The organism is Clostridium sp. JS66, assembly GCF_033561535.1.
Classification (GTDB): Bacteria; Bacillota; Clostridia; order Clostridiales; family Clostridiaceae; genus Clostridium_AM; species Clostridium_AM carboxidivorans.
In genome coordinates, this window is the sequence record NZ_CP131467.1 from 3,679,453 (window position 1) to 3,695,421 (window position 15,969).

A 15,969-nucleotide genomic window follows, 5' to 3' on the forward strand; every position below is an offset into this window, starting at 1 on the left:
TAAATATTGCACTAATGCAAAATACTACTTTTTTTACTGCCCGCTCTTTATCTCAGGACACCTTCGCTTCAGAGTGACAAAAATATTAATTTTTAATTAAAATATCAAATAACCGATTAACCGTTTTCTGAAATTTTTATATATTCAGTTTATCACTGAGAATTGGTATTGTCAAGAACTTACACCAAATTGTGTAAAAAAATCAGGTGAAATTAAAAACTCCACCTGATTTAAGCTTTCATTTTATTATATATATTTTTTTGTTAAAATATAACTACAGTAAACAAAAACATTAAGCTCCTTTTGACATACAAACTTTTACTTTTTCAATTCTTCTATCTTTAACTTCTTCAATTTTAAATATTATATTTTCATAATTAACAGCTTTTCTTTCACCATTGTGTGGTATATGACCTAACAAGTCTACTACAAAACCACCTATGGTATCAGAATACTCTGAAATTAAGTTCAAATTAAGATAATTATTTAAATTATCAACTGATATAGAACCACTTACAACAAAAGTATCATTATCAACTTTTTTTATATCTGGTTCAGTATCATCATATTCATCATCTATTTCTCCCATAACTTCTTCTATGAGGTCTTCTATAGTTGCTATTCCTGAAAAGCCACCATATTCATCTATTAACACTGCCATATGATTTCTGGTAGTTTGAAGCTCCTTAAACAACTCATCAATGTTCTTGGTTTCAAGAACAAAATATGGTGTATGCAGCATTTTCCTTATATCAATATTGTTAATATGATTTTTATGAATCTCAATAAATAAGTCTTTCATATACAAAATTCCTATTATATTATCAATATCATCTTCATATACAGGAATTCTTGAATACTTTTCTTCCATGAGCTCATCCATAAGTTCATCATGTGAGGTATTTACATTGATTAAAAACACATCTGGTCTAGGAGTCATAACCTCCTTAGCTACTTTATCATCAAATTCAAATATGCCATTTATCATCTGCTTTTCTGTCTCATTAATAACACCATATTGTCTTCCAAATTCAACCAGAGATTTTATTTCTTCTTTAGATATAGTTTCTTCTGTATTTTTCTTATCCAATCCAAATACTTTAACTAAAATATTTATAGATCCAGAAAGCAGCTTTACAAAAGGTGCAGTAATTTTAGATAGAAATACAATTACTCCTATAGACCTCATTGCAAATGCATCTGGTTTTTGAAGTGCTATTCTTTTGGGGAATAATTCACCAAATACTAGTGTTACATAAGACAATACAATAGTTATAGTAACTATTGATACTTCACTACTATAAGGTACTCCAATGTTAGTCAAAAACTTAGTAAATTTGTTTGCTATACCTGTAGATGCAGATGCACTAGAAAGAAACGCTGCAAGAGTAATTCCTACTTGAATAGTAGATAATGCTTTTGTTGGTTCCTTAATAAATTTTTCCAATAGTTGGGCCTTTTTATTTCCTTGTTCTGCCATTAACTTGATTTTATTCTTATTTACTGATACCAGTGCTATCTCAGCTAAAGAAAAAAATGCATTAATTAAAGTTAAAATGGCTATTAAAATAAATTGCCCCATTATACTCGGGTCGGGACTAGGGTCTGATTCCATTAATAATTCCTCCTCAAATGTAATATATAATAATCATAATAATAACATAAAAGTTCAGATTTTTCCAGTTAAGTATCGAAATTGTTAATGTTAAATAATATTTTTGTAAAAAAACAACTTACTATACCCATATAACATACATATTTTTAAAAATTAAGTAATACTACAAATTAAATTTGTCCATAAAAATCTTACGCTATTTCAAAATTCCAATATTTACACAATTATATTGACACTAAAACATTATCATGCTAATATATGAATGAATTTAAAATTATTCATTCGTATATTAGAGGTGATTTTATTGTTAGATAAAAAAGTAGTTATTTTCAATAGTGGGAAAAAGTTATTCTATTCCAAAGGCTTTAAGGATACAAGTGTTTCTGATATAACAAAATTGGCTGGTGTAGGAGTTGGCACATTTTATAATTATTATCCCTCCAAAGAGAAACTTTTCTTGGAAATTCATATACAAGAAAATAATAAACTTAAAAAAAACATTATGGAATCTGTTAATTTTGATGAAGATCCTACTAAGGCAATTAAAGAAGCAATATCATTAAACATTAATGGCATGAATTCTAATCCTATATTAAAGGAATGGTATAATAGAGATGTTTTCACTAAATTAGAACAATATTATCGTGAAGAAAATGGAAAAAATGATGTTGATTTTTTATATAATAACTTTGCAGATTTAATAAAAAAATGGCAAACTGAAAAAAAAATAAGAAATGATTTAGATTTTGAATTTATATTGGCCTTATTCAATTCAATAATATTTATTGACACTCATAAAAGAGAAATTGGTATTCATCATTTTCCAAAAATTATAGATTACTTAGCAGAATTTATAATGAAAGGATTAACTGATTTTCCAAAATAAAATATATTTAAATTACTATGATTTTTAATTTATACTTGAAAATAACTGTCTAATAATTTAAATTCATTTGTTATGCTAGTTAATCTCTAATGTCACTAATAACTAGACAATTTATTATTAATGAATATCTCTAATATTAAGAATTAACTAGCACAATAAATGAAACTATACAAACTTTATTTTTTTCTTCATGTATGAATGAATATAAAATTATTCATTCATACACGAAATTTCCAAAGAACATTTAACTTAAATTCAACATATAAACTTTATAAATAGCTATATACCTATATTTAACTTAATTAATTTTTTTTATTTTCCCCTCCCTACCATGAAATATTAAAAAATACTCATTAATTAAATATATTATTAATAGGAGATATTAAGAAATGAAAAAAATTACTATATTTATTGGCAGTCCTAGAAAAGGGGCAACTTATCAAGTGATTCAAGAATTCATTGCAAATTTCAAATCCCACACAAAAATTGATTTCGAATATGTTTTTTTAAAGGATTATAACCTTTCAAACTGCATAGGTTGCAAGTTATGCTTTAACAAAGGCGAAGAATGTTGTCCTTTAAGAGATGATCGAGATTTATTACTGGAAAAAATCAATAATTCTGATGGAATAATTTTTGCTACTCCAAATTATGCATTTCATGTAACTGCACTTATGAAAAACTTTTTAGATCGAATAGCCTTTATTTTACACCGACCACGTTTTTTTGGTAAAGCCTTCACAGTTATTGTTGTTCAAGGAATATATGGAGGATCTTCCATTGTAAAATATCTAGAAAGCATAGGAGAAAAATTAGGATTTAATGTATCAAAAGGATGTTGTTTGACATCACTAGAGCCTAGAACAGCTCAAGAACAGAAAAAAATAACGCAAAAACTTAATAAAACTTACTCTAGGTTCTATAATAAACTTATGCTTACTAAATTACCAAATCCTTCTTTCACCAAATTATTGATATTCCGAATAGCCCGTACAAGTATGCTAATAATCCAAAATGAAAAATTTAAAGATTATTGCTATTTTAAAGAAAAAGGTTGGTTTGAATCTAATTACTACTATAATATTTCGTTAGGACCTATAAAAAGGCTATCAGGTTACTTTTTTGATTTTCTAGGCAAACAAATTGTTAATCATAGAAGAAATTCTAAATAATCATAAAACTACTTTATCTCTCATCTATAATATTTAGTTAAAATTGCAGGTTGCATCTTTTAATTATTTGATATAATGGAAACAGTACCTAAAATGTTATGGAGGAATTATTAATCCATGAAAATTAATAGATTACTGGCAATTGTAGTTACACTTTTAAATAGAGAAAAAATATCTGCATCAGAACTTGCTGAGAAATTTGAAGTTTCTGTAAGGACAATTTATAGGGACATTGAAGCAATTAACATGTCTGGAATTCCCATAGTTTCTCAAGCTGGAAATAATGGAGGTTTTTATATTGTAGATAATTATAAAATTAGTCATCAATTTCTAACATTAGAAGATATGATTTCTATAGTAGATGCTTTAAAAAATATGAACAAGTTTATAAATGATAAAAAAGTTGAAATAGCCATTGAAAAAGTAAAAAGCATTGTACCTGATGAAAAAAAGTCAATATTTGATATGCATTTTCAACAGATGGTCATAGATAATTCTCCCTGGGGTTTTAAAAAATGTGAAGATGAAATTTTAAAATATAAAACTGTACAATATGCTTTAGAAAATAAAAAATGCCTCTCCTTTGATTATAGAAATTCAAAAGGTGAACATGACTTTAGAAAAGTAGAACCATTAACCCTTGTTTTTAAAGGTTTTTACTGGTACTTATTTTCCTTTTGCAATTTAAGAAATGACTATAGATTGTTCAAATTATCAAGAATGGAGAATTTAAAACTTCTGGATGGAGAAATACAGTTAAATAGAATCTCCTATAAGGAATATATGAATAATAATAAAGTTCAAAGAACGCCTGTAAGAGTTAAGTTAAAATTCTCTCCAAAGGTTAGATATAGAATAGAAGATTCATTTCATAAGGATGAAATGAAATTTGAAAAGGATGGAAGCATAATTATAGATACATATTTTTTCGAAGATGAATGGGTTTATTCTATGATTTTAAGCTATGGAGAATACGTAGAAGTTATAGAACCTAATCACATAAGAGAAATTATAAAGAACAAATGTAAAAAAATCAGCCTTTTATATTCAAACCTGACATAATGATGTCAAAGCTTTCCTATATAATAAAATCGTAGATAAAAAAAGTGATAATGCGAAACAAAGCTTTTCAAGTTAATAACTACTAATGAAGAATTAATAGTGAAGGATGATTTTTAGCTTTCGCAAAAAATCTTTAAATTTATATAGGTAAAAGGAGAAAATTTATGAAACAAAAATATTGTCAAAGCTGTGGAATGCCAATGAGCGAGGAGGTTTATGGTACTGAAGCAAATAATGAAAAAAACAAAGAATATTGCATTTACTGCTGGGAGAATGGTGCTTTTAAACAACCAGATTTAACTATGGAACAGATGATAGATGCATGTGTGCCTTTTATGAAAGATAAAGGTATGGATGAAAATGAAGCAAGAAACCTAATGAAAAATTGCTTACCTGCTTTAAAAAGATGGAGAAAAGAAGATCCAGAAACAAAAATAACAGAAAAGAATAAGATTATGATAGTTGGGAAAGAAATAAGAACTACCAACAAGGATGGTGAGTGTGTAAAAGTAATTTCAGATCTTTGGAAAAAATTTAATGATGAAAAGCTTGGAGATAAAATATTAAACAAAACAAATCCTGATGAAATTTTAGGTTTATATTGTGATTATGAAAATAAAGAATTTGGAATATATTCTTTTATAATTGGATATGAAGTTAGTAATATAAATTATATACCAGAAGGCATGGTATATAAAATATTACCTGCTACAAAATATTGTGTGGTAACTGCTAAAGGCAAGATGCCGGATACAGTTGGAGCAGCTTGGTCTTATATATGGAATTCGAATCTTCAAAGGACATATACAGGAGATTTTGAGCTTTATGGTAAAAAATGTGATGGCAGCAAAAATGCTGAAGTAGATATATATGTAGCTATAAAATAAAATTTTAAAATTCACAGATAGTGAAAGAAATTATACAGAAATTACTTGTCCTATGTGTTAATAAGGAGTAGTTATATGGTAAGAGAAATAAATGCAAAAAGTATTTTAGTAACAAGTAAAAATCCTAGCAGCTGGTTTGGTGTTAAGTATACTATGAATATTTACCGAGGCTGTCAGCATGGATGCATATATTGTGATTCCCGTAGTGAATGTTATCAAATTCAAAATTTTGATGATATTGATGTTAAAATAAATGCAGTAGAATTATTAAAAAAAGAACTTGTACGAAAAAGAATAAAAGGTACTATTGGAACTGGAGCCATGAGTGATCCATATATACCTATTGAAAAAAAGTATAGACTTACACAAAAATCTCTTCAAGTAATTGCTGATAATCACTATCCTGTTCATATAACTACAAAAAGTAACATTATTTTGAGAGATATAGATATACTTCAACAAATAAACAATATATATGCTCAAGTTGCCATTACAATAACCACTTATGATGATTCACTTTCACAAAAAATAGAACCTAGAGCTCCAGTATCTTCTGATAGGTTTAAAGCACTAGGAATACTTTCAAGCTTGGGTATACATGCCGGCATAACCTTGATGCCAATACTTCCCTTCATTGAAGATAATGAAGAAAACATAATTAAAATTATAGAAATGTCAAAAGACTATGGCGTTAAATTCATTTATCCTGCTTTTGGAATGACATTGAGAGACAGACAAAAAGAATATTACTATTCAAAACTGGATGAGTTATTTCCAAATTTGAAATCTAAATATGAAAAAAGATTTAAAAATTATTATTCTTGCAGTATCAATAATTACACTAAACTTAAAAACGTATTTTTTGAAAACTGTGATAAATATGGTATTTCTACTAAAATGCCTTCATATGAAAGCAAACTGTCCAGTATTCAGCTTAGTTTTTTAAATAAAAAGCTATAAAATAAAAGCCAGATAGTAAATGACCTATCTGGCTTTCAATATATTATAGTCCTTTTTCGTAAGCTTCAACCATTTTCTTAACCATATTTCCACCTATTGATCCAGCTTCTCTAGCAGTCAAATCTCCATTGTAGCCTTGTTTTAAATTAACTCCTACTTCTGCTGCTGACTCCATTTTAAATCTGTCTAATGCTTCTTTAGCCTCTGGTACTAAAACTCTATTATTGTTTGACATAGTATATTCCTCCTCTTTAATAAGATTTGTACTACACTTTATGGTCTTATTTTGTTCTTTTTTAGGTTTATTACTCTATTAAATTACAGACAAATGAGGATTCATATTCCTATTTTTACAATTTATTTTTAACATTGATTTGATCACTTATCTAGTGAATAAATTTCATCTCCCAAGAGCTTTGCTTCTTCTAAATCATGAGTTACCATTATAACTGTTCTTTTATCCTGCTTGTAAAGTTTTAAAAATTGCTCTATTATTTCTTTTTTTAATTTTTCATCTAGTCCCTTAAAGGGTTCATCCATTAAAAGCAATTTGCTTTTATAAGCAAAAGCCCTGGCTATAGCTACTCTTCTTTTCATTCCCCCACTTAACTTACTTGGAAGTTTATCTTTATACTCTGCAAGCTTAACCAAATTTAAATATTTATCTATAACACTATTCATTTCATCTTTGTTCATTATAGATTTTAGTACAAAGGCTATGTTGTCATAAACTGTAAGCTGCTCAATAAGTCTATCTTCTTGAAATATATAAGATATACCTTTATCATTTAAAATCACTTCTCCACTATCTGCTTTAGTTAAGCCGCTTATAACATTTAATAATGTAGTCTTTCCACAACCTGAAGGTCCTAAAATCACAGTAATCTTATCTTTTCTAAAATTTATATTTAAGTTATCCAAAACCTTATGTTCATCATAATACTTATATAAGTTTTTTATTTTTACTTCATAATCATCAATGTACTCCATAAATTACACCCTTAATCAATTTATATAATTTTTTTATAAATAACTATTACTCTTGTCCCTTTATATAGTATTTAAATATTATTTCAAAAATAAAACTTAATGCTACTATTACAATAGTCCACGCAAAAAGCTCTGCAGTTTCCAAGGTTGACTTTGCATTTAGAAGATTTAAACCTATAGAATACTTAGGTATACTTAAAACCTCTGAAGCTACAGAAACCTTCCAGCCCATGCCTAAACACATTAACACTCCTGAAACAATATAATGCTTTATGTAAGGTAAATATATATCCTTTATTATGTATTTATTTTTAACTTTATAAACGCTGGCCATCTCAATTAAGTTTTTATCTACAGCTTTTATTCCCTCTAATACATTAGTATATATTATAGGAAAACATGTTAACACACTAGTAAATATAACTACATTGGAAGCTTTAAACCAAACTAAAGCTAGTATTATTATGGACATAACTGGAGTAGCCTTTATACATACTATTAAGGGTTCCAGCAATTCCTCAATAAACTTATTAATAGCTGCAATAATTCCAGTGAATATTCCTATACCTATGGATAAAGATACACCTGCTATAACTCTTAAAACACTATTAAAAGCACACTGCCAAAAATAAATTTTTTTAACAAGTTGAACTAAAACTTCTATTACTTCCAAAGGTGAAGGAAGTAGCAGCGAATTATTAACAAAAAGGGAGCAAAGCTCCCAAATTAACATCCAAAATATTAATATAATTATTTTTCTAATTTCCTTTGTAGTAGAAATTTTCATCAGGCATTTTTCCTCCAATGGATTTAGGATCACTTTCTTTTAGAACTTTGTAAAAGTTATTTAAAGAAGCTTTTCCATCTTTAGCACTAATAAATACTATGTTACATTTTGGAATAGCCATCTCTGCTACTTTAGCTTTTGGCATTATTCCATATTTCTCTACTAGCTTTCCTGCTTCTGCTTTGTTTTTATTTACGAAGTCTACAGAATTTTTATATTTTGTAAGGAATTCATCTAGATCTTTTCCTCTTTTATCTATAAAATCCTTTTTAAATACTAAAGTTCCCATTACTAATTTACTGTCAGTTCCAGATACCTTTTCCCACTCTTTTGTCAAGTCTATTGGAATTTGCAAATTACTAACCTTCATCTTTGTAGTAGTTACAAATGGCTCTGGCAATACTGCTATAGTTCCTGGCTGTGAAGCTACTAATGCAGCTACATCACTATGCTGTCCTTTATACTCAATTTTAACATCCTTTTCTGGATCTATTCCATTTTTCTTTAATATGTAGTTTAAGGCAAATTCTGGTGTACCGCCTTTTCCACTAGCATAAACAGTCTTACCTTTTAAATCCTTTATATCCTTTATGGTACTTCCATTTTCAACAACATATAAAATTCCTAAGGTATTTATTCCTACTAATTGAATATTACCTTTTGTCTTACTATATAAAATTGGTGCTAAATTAGAAGGTACTGCTGCTCCATCTATTTCACCATTTACAACTTTAGATATGATTTGATCTGGTGAATCAAACATAGAAATATCATAATCTTCCTTATTTTCATCCATAAGTTTAACCATACCCATGCCTGTAGGTCCTTTTAAAGCTGCTATTTTAATTTTTTCTTTTTTAGCTGGCTGCGTAGCTGCTTGTTTATCACTGCATCCCACTGCAAACAATGCTAAAATCACTAAAATCAAAGTTGTGGTCAGTATTGTTAGTCTTTTTTTCATGCTATATTCCCCCTAATTATAAATATCAATGCATCTATAATTATATAACAAAACTTTATAGTTAACAAATTTAAGGATATATAATTCTTTACAATTATTAAAAGTTATATTCAAATTTTTCATATACCTTTTTTTAAGAGGATAGTGAATGAATATTTTTGATGATCCGTTTCGCTAAAGCGAAACATTGCTGATTTATATAAATTTAAAGCTTATTTTGCCTGGCTTAGTGCATCCTCTACTGCACTTATAATTCCATTGCTACTTCTTGTAGCTCCTGAAACTGTATCTACATTGGTTGATTGAGATTGTATAATTTCCTTTGGAACTATATCAAAAGGCTGTTCATAGTAACCTCTAGATTCATTATGAGATATTATCTCTATATTACTTATTTTCCCACTTGATACTGTAACAGAAACCTTTAAATTTGGTCTAAAGCCACGTCCAACACCAGTATAAGTTCCATCTTTATATTGTCCCTTAGTTGAACTTATAGATGTACTATTACTTGTAGAAGATGAATTTTGACTTTCACTTGTACTATTGCTTTCTACATTTTGAGAATTATTGCTATTATTATATGTTGATTTATCAGTATTTGTTGAATTACTATTTACTTTTGCTCCACTCAATGCATTTTCTACTGCCTGCATTATTCCATTACTACTTCTTGTAGCTCCTGACACTGCATCTACTTGTGTGGATTGAGTTTCTATTATTTCTTTAGGTACTACATTGAAAGGCTCTTCATAATATCCTCTAGATTCATTATGGGATACTATTTGTATATCAGATATTTTACCATTCTTAACTGTAACAGAAACCTTTAAGTCTGGTCTAAACCCATTTCCAACACCCATGTAAGTTCCATCCTTATATTGTGCTTGTGATGAATTATTCACATTATTAGAAGCTGAAACAGTTGTACTATTAGATGTATTGGTACCCACAGCCATATTACTTTTAACAGAACCACCTAATGCAGAGCTAGCAGCATATAATCCTGTAAAAGCAGCTATTGCTACTGCTGATGCAAAAGCTGGATTAATTTCTTGATTTGCAACACTTGCTTGTGTATTCTTTCTCGGACAGACATCTATACATTTTAAACAATTTATACATTCTCCACTACTTACTTTATTGACCTTATAAAGTTCTATACCCATTGAACAATTATTTGTACATAATCTGCATTTTCCGCATTTATCATTAGGTTTCTTTATTTTAAAAATCCTGATTTTTGATACTATTGAAAATATAGCTCCAAGAGGACATAAATATCTACAGAAAAATCTTTCAATAAACACTGCACCTACTGCTATAAATATTAATAGTATAAATCCAAAAGTATACTGAAATATGGCATCAGGGAAATTTCCTATTTGTGCAAAAGCATTCCAAGGACTATAATCATTCAGCGTACTATTTCCCATTGTCCATACAAAACACACTATAAGTGCTAAAATTACATACTTCACATATTTTAAAATAGAATCTACTTGTTTATTTACTCTAAATTGTTTTTTAAACACCTTTTGAAATGCCATGTATATAAAATCATTAAAAGTTCCAAAAACACACATCCATCCACAAAAGAATCTACCAAATAATATAGTTATAGGAACTACTGCAATTGCTGCAGTCAAACCTGGCAGTGCCTGAATGAAATTAAAATTACCCTTTATAATCATGGAATAAAGTTTTCCAATTTCACTAAAACTTAAAGTAAATAATCCTGGAAGTACAATTAAACATATAATTTGTACTATGGTTCTTAATATTTGTAATTTAGATATTTTTTTCTTCATAATAGTTTTTTCCTCCTGCAAAATTTATTCTTCATACGAAAATTCTGTATTAGTAAGGTTAAATTTATCTTTAATACCTGATGTGGTATATACTTTCTTATCTTTAGTTATAAATATAGCTTCTACTCCCTTTATGGATTCTATTAATTCCATTCCATCTTTAACTCCCATAATGTAAACTCCAGTTGATAATCCATCACCATCAATAGAATAATCAGATATTATAGTAGTACTTATAACTTCACCTTCTGAAGGATATCCTGTTCTGGAATCTATTATGTGATGAAACCTTTTTCCATCTTTTATTGAATATCTTTCATAATTTCCCGAAGTAACTACAGACTTGTTTGAAATACTTAGTACTCCTACAAATTCTCCCCTTTCTTTTAAGGGATTTTGAATACCAACATTCCAATTACTTCCATCAATTTTATTGCCTACAGCAAGTATGTTACCCCCAAGATCAATCAATGCACTTTTTATATGGTATTTTTCAAATACTCTTCTAACTTCATCTGCTGCATAACCTTTGGCAATACCTCCAACATCAAGTTTTTGATTTTCTTTTTTTAACTTAATGGAAACATCTTTTTCATCTAAACATATATCTTTGTAGTCAACAAGATTAAGATTATTTGCAATTTCACTTTTATCTGGTATTTTAAAATTTTCTTTACCTATGTTCCACAAATTCACTATTGGTCTAATTGTAGGATCAAAAGTTCCATGACATATTCTGCTGTATTCTACTGCTTTGTTTATTACAAAATAAGTATCGTAGCTAACCTTCTCATAGCATTTACCAGCACTTCTATTGATTTTTGAAAGCTCACTATAATCTTTAAATGCTGACATTTTATCATCTATATCATTAACTCTTTTCATAGCTTCACTTATTGCTATTTCAGATTTATTTCCATATGCTCTCAATTGTATTATGGTTCCAAGAGAATAAAATTCCTTCCAAGCTAGCATTTCATTCTTCTTAATATTTTTTGAAAATATGCTAAGCAGTTTTTTAGAATTAAACATATTATTCATGCCTCCTTTTACTGTATTTTAAATCACTGTTATTACAATAGAGTTCTTATCATCAAATAACGCTGTTCTTATGTATTTGTCCTTTACTTCCTCTTTAAAAATCAAAAATATTAGAATTGGTTGTCATCTGATAAATACATTCTATATCACTTACCTTAATTTAAGTTTAGAGTTTGCTGAGAGTTTGCTGAGAAATAAGAAAACAATTTTTGAATAAAAAAATAAAGCTATATTAGCTTACTAAACTAATCATAGCTTTATTTTTAAGTTGAAATATAATGTTACTCCCATTCCTTCCAAATTTCTGGTTCATATCCTACTGTAGCTTGTTTACCGTTGCGTACTATTGGAGTTTTACAAACCTTAGGATTATTTAAAAGTATTTCCTCTTTCATATTGCTGTCTCTAATTTTATCAAGATTTAGTCTTGTATATTCTTTTGTTTTAGTGTTTATTAAATTGTTTAATCCAACAGCTTCTTTAACACTTTTAAGCTCTCCTTTACTTAACCCCTTCTCATTTAAATCAATAAATTGATATTTAATTTTTCTTTCTTTAAAATATCTTTCTGCCTTTTTTGTATCAAAGCATTTTTTTACCCCGAAAATTTGAATATTCATAAACTAAATGCTCCCTTCTAAGAATGTCTTATCCAACTTTATTAATTTCTAGTTTATCTTCACATTTTTTCAAACTTACAATGCAAGTCCAAATACGGTATGAAGAAGAAACAATTGCAGCAAAAGTTATAATGTACATAAATGAATAAACTATATATAGATATCTAGCATTCATAATATGAAAAGTTATATAGGAAAATAGAGGGATAACATAAAACATTGCAGCAGCAACTCTACCTAAAAAATCAAAAATAAATATAGATTTTTTGCTGCAAGCCTTTTTAATAAAATATGAAGTAATAATAAACTCTGCAAATTTAAATAATATAACAAATAAAAACCATAATGGCAAAACGTGTAGAATGTATAATACCATATATGAAATGATAATGTACAGTAAATCTGAAGCTACATCAAAAACAGCTCCTAATTTTGATACACTGCCATTAAATCTAGCAATCCTACCATCTAAAAAATCAGTTATAAATATTATAGAAGTAATTATTATAGGTATCAACATATCACCAAAATGTTTAATAATGTAGGAATTTAAAAATACTGATAATATTACCCTAATCAATGTTATGATATTGGGAAGTTTCATCATAAGCTTTTTCATAATTTCACTATTCCTTCGATAATTCTTTACCTAAATTATAAGCTTTACTTTCACTTTCCTTTTTTGAACTTGAAAGAAACTTTGCTTTTTTATATGGCTTTGTGCCATTAAGAGACTTTTCCATAATTTCAAGTTCATCTTTTTTCGAAGCATCTGCTCCAGTTGAAAATACTATAATTTTCTTAGATGAAAAGTCTTTTATTTTTGACATATAATCTGTTACTATTGTAAGTGGTTTTCCTGCATAGTTTGGTGAACCAAAAATCACTATGGAATATTTTGATATATCATATTTTAGATCTTTTTCTGGATAATTCAATGTAACCTCATAACCTTCATCATTTAATCCTTTGGCTATTGAATTTGCCATTAAACTTGTAACATCAGATAATGAAGGTTGAAAAATGATTAATGCCTTTTTAGGAGATTCATTTTTACTTGTAAGTATCTTTTCGTTGCTTCCTTTTATTTTATTTGCATATCCAATCATCAACACCATACTAGCAACCGCAACTATTGCTAAAATTACAATTCCAATTAAAATTTTCTTTAACATTCCTATTTCCTCCTTACTAAACCATCAATTTATACATGTACTTTATATTTGATAAAAGCTTTGTTTTTGTTTCCTGTCTATTGTTCATAAAGCTTCGATTGTTTATCCATTTACACAATTCACCATGTAAATATCCATGTAATATATTTGCAATTAAACTTGCCTTTTCCTCTGAAAGTTTATCATTGCTTACTTTTATAATTATTTCAATAAGTTCTTTACCTGGCTTATTTAACATTTTAATTACTTCATCGGGAGGATTTCCACCTATAGTATCAAACCATATAAGTTTATACCAACCAGGATGATCCATTGAAAAATCAATGAGATTATCGAAAAATTCATAAAGCCCTTTTTCACAATCAATTTTAACAGTTAAATTACTTTCGGAATAACACATCATTTTCAATAACGCCTGTCCAAGTGCTTCCCAAAAAATTTCTTCCAAGCTCTTAAAATAATTGTATAAGTTCGTATGAGCACATCCAAGCTTTTTTGCAATATCTCTTAAAGTTACATTTTTGCTTCCTTCATTTTCATCTATTAAAGCTAATGTAATCTCTAAAATAATTTCCTTACTTAAATTATTTTTAATACTTTTCATTTTGTTCCCTCCATTACCAATGGTAATTACCATTGGTAATATAATAACAAAAATAAATTTACCTGTCAATAAAATGGCATCCAAATTATTCATAAATTAATAAAGAAAAAACCCTCTGCATTAATGCAAAGGGCTTTTCATATACTTTTTTATTATATATAATCTACTTCTTCTGTTTCTAATTTGAAGCCATTTATTTGTACATCTTCATTTAGCTCTATCAAAAGACACTTTCTGCCTCTCTTATCTTTTATTTGCTTTATAGAACTTAAGTCTCTTGGAGTTATTGTAATATTGGTATTTTCATTTTCTATTTTTATGGATTTACTCTTAAAATCAGGTACTATGTTTTTTACCTTAAATTCATAATCACTTCCGCATAATTCTTCAAAAGCACTTTTTACTACTTCAGTATTTTCTATACCGCTCTCTTTTAAAACCGCTTCCACTTCCTTCATATCTACAGTTGGTTCTTCATCATCTTCAATTTCCTCTTCCATTTCTAGTTTTTCATTCATTCTTTCATATATTTCCTGCATAGTATCTGGTTTAATACTATCTCCCACAACTGTATTTAATATAGCATGAAAAGTTTCTTTTTCCTCTATGGCAGTGGCCTTAACATTGCAGCCTAATACTTCTTCTACAAAAACACTGTTCATCTGTTTAGCCTTAGATGAATAATAAACTGCTTTATTTACATCCGTGTATTCTGCAGAAATACTTGGGAACATAAAACCATCTAATGGGGATTTTAAATTTATTATCATATCCAATGCTGAATTTGGTTTAAAGGTCAAATCCGAATAATCAAGCTTTAGTGCTTTCTTTGGCACATCAACCTTATTTACACTACATAATAAGAATTCTATGGATTGCATAAAATCATCTATGGACTCTTCAGTTTCCATACTTTTTTTCTTATTTCCCTTATAATACTCTGCTCTTAAAAAGTTTATAACTACATCAGTTTCATAAGTATAATTTTCAGCTATCTTATCTACTACTTTATCTGCATAAGCTGCAATACTTTCATTATTCTCATTTAATGCTTTATACAAAATTTGCTGGGTACTATCTATATCTTCTTCTTGTCCATCTTCCACTTCTAAATCATCATTGTTATCAAGCTGTTCTATGGTAGTTTTATTTTTAAAATCCAATTCAAATATTTTAGAATCCAAGGTACCTGTCAATATTTTTTTAAAATTCTCTAAGTAAAGCTCTTGTTTCTCTATATCCATCATTTCAAAGTGATTTAATTCCCTTGTTATAATCTCTCCATTGTCCTTTTTTAAATATACGCTGTAAACTTCTTTTATTGGCAGCATGTATGCTCCAAGTTTAAATTCTTTTCTTATGTCTGCTAAATCCTTTTTATTCATGTTCATTAAACCT

17 protein-coding genes are annotated in these 15,969 nt (G+C 28.0%); 5 read left to right on the forward strand and 12 right to left on the reverse strand.

All coding sequences use genetic code 11. From position 1 onward, the window contains the following. Positions 1-292: 292 nt before the first annotated feature. Positions 293-1,615 carry a hemolysin family protein gene (locus tag Q6H37_RS17060; protein ID WP_318734383.1) on the reverse strand — a complete coding sequence of 441 codons (1,323 nt, stop codon included), beginning with the start codon at positions 1,613-1,615 and terminating at the stop codon, positions 293-295. Positions 1,616-1,910: 295 nt separating this feature from the next. Between Q6H37_RS17060 and Q6H37_RS17065 the strand changes: the two genes are divergently transcribed. The 5 genes from Q6H37_RS17065 (at position 1,911) to Q6H37_RS17085 (ending at position 6,582) form a co-directional block, all read left to right on the forward strand. Beyond that, positions 1,911-2,501, forward strand: a complete 591-nt coding sequence (locus Q6H37_RS17065; RefSeq protein ID WP_318743051.1) for a TetR/AcrR family transcriptional regulator — start codon at positions 1,911-1,913, stop codon at positions 2,499-2,501. 389 nt (positions 2,502-2,890) lie between these two features. Next, the gene (locus tag Q6H37_RS17070) at positions 2,891-3,673 is read left to right on the forward strand and encodes a flavodoxin family protein (protein WP_318734386.1); all 783 of its coding nucleotides are present in this window, start codon (positions 2,891-2,893) and stop codon (positions 3,671-3,673) included. Between the two features lie 117 nt (positions 3,674-3,790). Then, positions 3,791-4,735: a YafY family protein gene (locus Q6H37_RS17075; protein ID WP_318734390.1), complete on the forward strand. Its 945-nt coding sequence runs from the start codon at positions 3,791-3,793 to the stop codon at positions 4,733-4,735. A gap of 164 nt (positions 4,736-4,899) precedes the next feature. Further along, positions 4,900-5,622, forward strand: coding sequence for a zinc ribbon domain-containing protein (locus Q6H37_RS17080; protein WP_318734393.1), 723 nt, complete (start codon positions 4,900-4,902; stop codon positions 5,620-5,622). A gap of 75 nt (positions 5,623-5,697) precedes the next feature. Then, entirely contained in the window at positions 5,698-6,582 is an 885-nt protein-coding gene (locus Q6H37_RS17085; RefSeq protein ID WP_318734396.1) for an SPL family radical SAM protein, read from the forward strand. Between the two features lie 43 nt (positions 6,583-6,625). Here the strand turns inward: Q6H37_RS17085 and Q6H37_RS17090 are convergent, their stop codons facing one another. From Q6H37_RS17090 to Q6H37_RS17140, 11 genes are all read right to left on the reverse strand, one after another. Continuing rightward, a complete protein-coding gene (locus tag Q6H37_RS17090; protein WP_318734398.1) occupies positions 6,626-6,817 on the reverse strand; it encodes an alpha/beta-type small acid-soluble spore protein in 192 nt (63 codons plus the stop codon). Positions 6,818-6,960: 143 nt separating this feature from the next. After that, positions 6,961-7,572 (reverse strand): ABC transporter ATP-binding protein, encoded by a 612-nt coding sequence (locus Q6H37_RS17095; RefSeq protein WP_318734400.1) that lies wholly within the window; start codon positions 7,570-7,572, stop codon positions 6,961-6,963. Between the two features lie 46 nt (positions 7,573-7,618). After that, entirely contained in the window at positions 7,619-8,359 is a 741-nt protein-coding gene (locus Q6H37_RS17100) for an ABC transporter permease (RefSeq protein ID WP_318734401.1), read from the reverse strand. Then, positions 8,331-9,320: an ABC transporter substrate-binding protein gene (locus Q6H37_RS17105; protein ID WP_318734403.1), complete on the reverse strand. Its 990-nt coding sequence runs from the start codon at positions 9,318-9,320 to the stop codon at positions 8,331-8,333. The genes Q6H37_RS17100 and Q6H37_RS17105 overlap by 29 nt, the downstream gene beginning before the upstream one ends. Positions 9,321-9,532: 212 nt before the next feature. Beyond that, a complete protein-coding gene (locus tag Q6H37_RS17110) occupies positions 9,533-11,131 on the reverse strand; it encodes an FMN-binding protein (RefSeq protein WP_318734406.1) in 1,599 nt (532 codons plus the stop codon). Between the two features lie 24 nt (positions 11,132-11,155). Next, positions 11,156-12,163: an FAD:protein FMN transferase gene (locus tag Q6H37_RS17115; protein ID WP_412523866.1), complete on the reverse strand. Its 1,008-nt coding sequence runs from the start codon at positions 12,161-12,163 to the stop codon at positions 11,156-11,158. Positions 12,164-12,453: 290 nt separating this feature from the next. Beyond that, the gene (locus Q6H37_RS17120) at positions 12,454-12,792 is read right to left on the reverse strand and encodes an arsenate reductase family protein (RefSeq protein WP_318734408.1); all 339 of its coding nucleotides are present in this window, start codon (positions 12,790-12,792) and stop codon (positions 12,454-12,456) included. 28 nt (positions 12,793-12,820) lie between these two features. Beyond that, the gene (locus Q6H37_RS17125; protein ID WP_318734409.1) at positions 12,821-13,411 is read right to left on the reverse strand and encodes a CDP-alcohol phosphatidyltransferase family protein; all 591 of its coding nucleotides are present in this window, start codon (positions 13,409-13,411) and stop codon (positions 12,821-12,823) included. A gap of 7 nt (positions 13,412-13,418) precedes the next feature. Beyond that, entirely contained in the window at positions 13,419-13,967 is a 549-nt protein-coding gene (locus tag Q6H37_RS17130; protein WP_318734411.1) for a flavodoxin family protein, read from the reverse strand. A 16-nt stretch (positions 13,968-13,983) separates the two neighbouring features. Continuing rightward, positions 13,984-14,571: a TetR/AcrR family transcriptional regulator gene (locus Q6H37_RS17135; protein WP_318734413.1), complete on the reverse strand. Its 588-nt coding sequence runs from the start codon at positions 14,569-14,571 to the stop codon at positions 13,984-13,986. 152 nt (positions 14,572-14,723) lie between these two features. Next, positions 14,724-15,956 carry a DUF4317 family protein gene (locus Q6H37_RS17140; protein ID WP_318734416.1) on the reverse strand — a complete coding sequence of 411 codons (1,233 nt, stop codon included), beginning with the start codon at positions 15,954-15,956 and terminating at the stop codon, positions 14,724-14,726. Positions 15,957-15,969 lie beyond the last annotated feature (13 nt).

What these genes read in the sequence shown, in the direction of transcription:
- Q6H37_RS17080 (WP_318734393.1), top strand. Translation starts at nt 4,900, where the DNA reads ATGAAACAAAAATATTGTCAAAGCTGTGGAATGCCAATGAGCGAGGAG.
- Q6H37_RS17140 (WP_318734416.1), bottom strand. Translation starts at nt 15,956, where the DNA reads ATGAATAAAAAGGATTTAGCAGACATAAGAAAAGAATTTAAACTTGGA.
- Q6H37_RS17125 (WP_318734409.1), bottom strand. Translation starts at nt 13,411, where the DNA reads ATGAAAAAGCTTATGATGAAACTTCCCAATATCATAACATTGATTAGG.
- Q6H37_RS17115 (WP_412523866.1), bottom strand. Translation starts at nt 12,163, where the DNA reads ATGTTTAATTCTAAAAAACTGCTTAGCATATTTTCAAAAAATATTAAG.
- Q6H37_RS17135 (WP_318734413.1), bottom strand. Translation starts at nt 14,571, where the DNA reads ATGAAAAGTATTAAAAATAATTTAAGTAAGGAAATTATTTTAGAGATT.
- Q6H37_RS17070 (WP_318734386.1), top strand. Translation starts at nt 2,891, where the DNA reads ATGAAAAAAATTACTATATTTATTGGCAGTCCTAGAAAAGGGGCAACT.
- Q6H37_RS17120 (WP_318734408.1), bottom strand. Translation starts at nt 12,792, where the DNA reads ATGAATATTCAAATTTTCGGGGTAAAAAAATGCTTTGATACAAAAAAG.
- Q6H37_RS17075 (WP_318734390.1), top strand. Translation starts at nt 3,791, where the DNA reads ATGAAAATTAATAGATTACTGGCAATTGTAGTTACACTTTTAAATAGA.
- Q6H37_RS17060 (WP_318734383.1), bottom strand. Translation starts at nt 1,615, where the DNA reads ATGGAATCAGACCCTAGTCCCGACCCGAGTATAATGGGGCAATTTATT.
- Q6H37_RS17090 (WP_318734398.1), bottom strand. Translation starts at nt 6,817, where the DNA reads ATGTCAAACAATAATAGAGTTTTAGTACCAGAGGCTAAAGAAGCATTA.
- Q6H37_RS17105 (WP_318734403.1), bottom strand. Translation starts at nt 9,320, where the DNA reads ATGAAAAAAAGACTAACAATACTGACCACAACTTTGATTTTAGTGATT.
- Q6H37_RS17085 (WP_318734396.1), top strand. Translation starts at nt 5,698, where the DNA reads ATGGTAAGAGAAATAAATGCAAAAAGTATTTTAGTAACAAGTAAAAAT.
- Q6H37_RS17130 (WP_318734411.1), bottom strand. Translation starts at nt 13,967, where the DNA reads ATGTTAAAGAAAATTTTAATTGGAATTGTAATTTTAGCAATAGTTGCG.
- Q6H37_RS17095 (WP_318734400.1), bottom strand. Translation starts at nt 7,572, where the DNA reads ATGGAGTACATTGATGATTATGAAGTAAAAATAAAAAACTTATATAAG.
- Q6H37_RS17100 (WP_318734401.1), bottom strand. Translation starts at nt 8,359, where the DNA reads ATGAAAATTTCTACTACAAAGGAAATTAGAAAAATAATTATATTAATA.
- Q6H37_RS17110 (WP_318734406.1), bottom strand. Translation starts at nt 11,131, where the DNA reads ATGAAGAAAAAAATATCTAAATTACAAATATTAAGAACCATAGTACAA.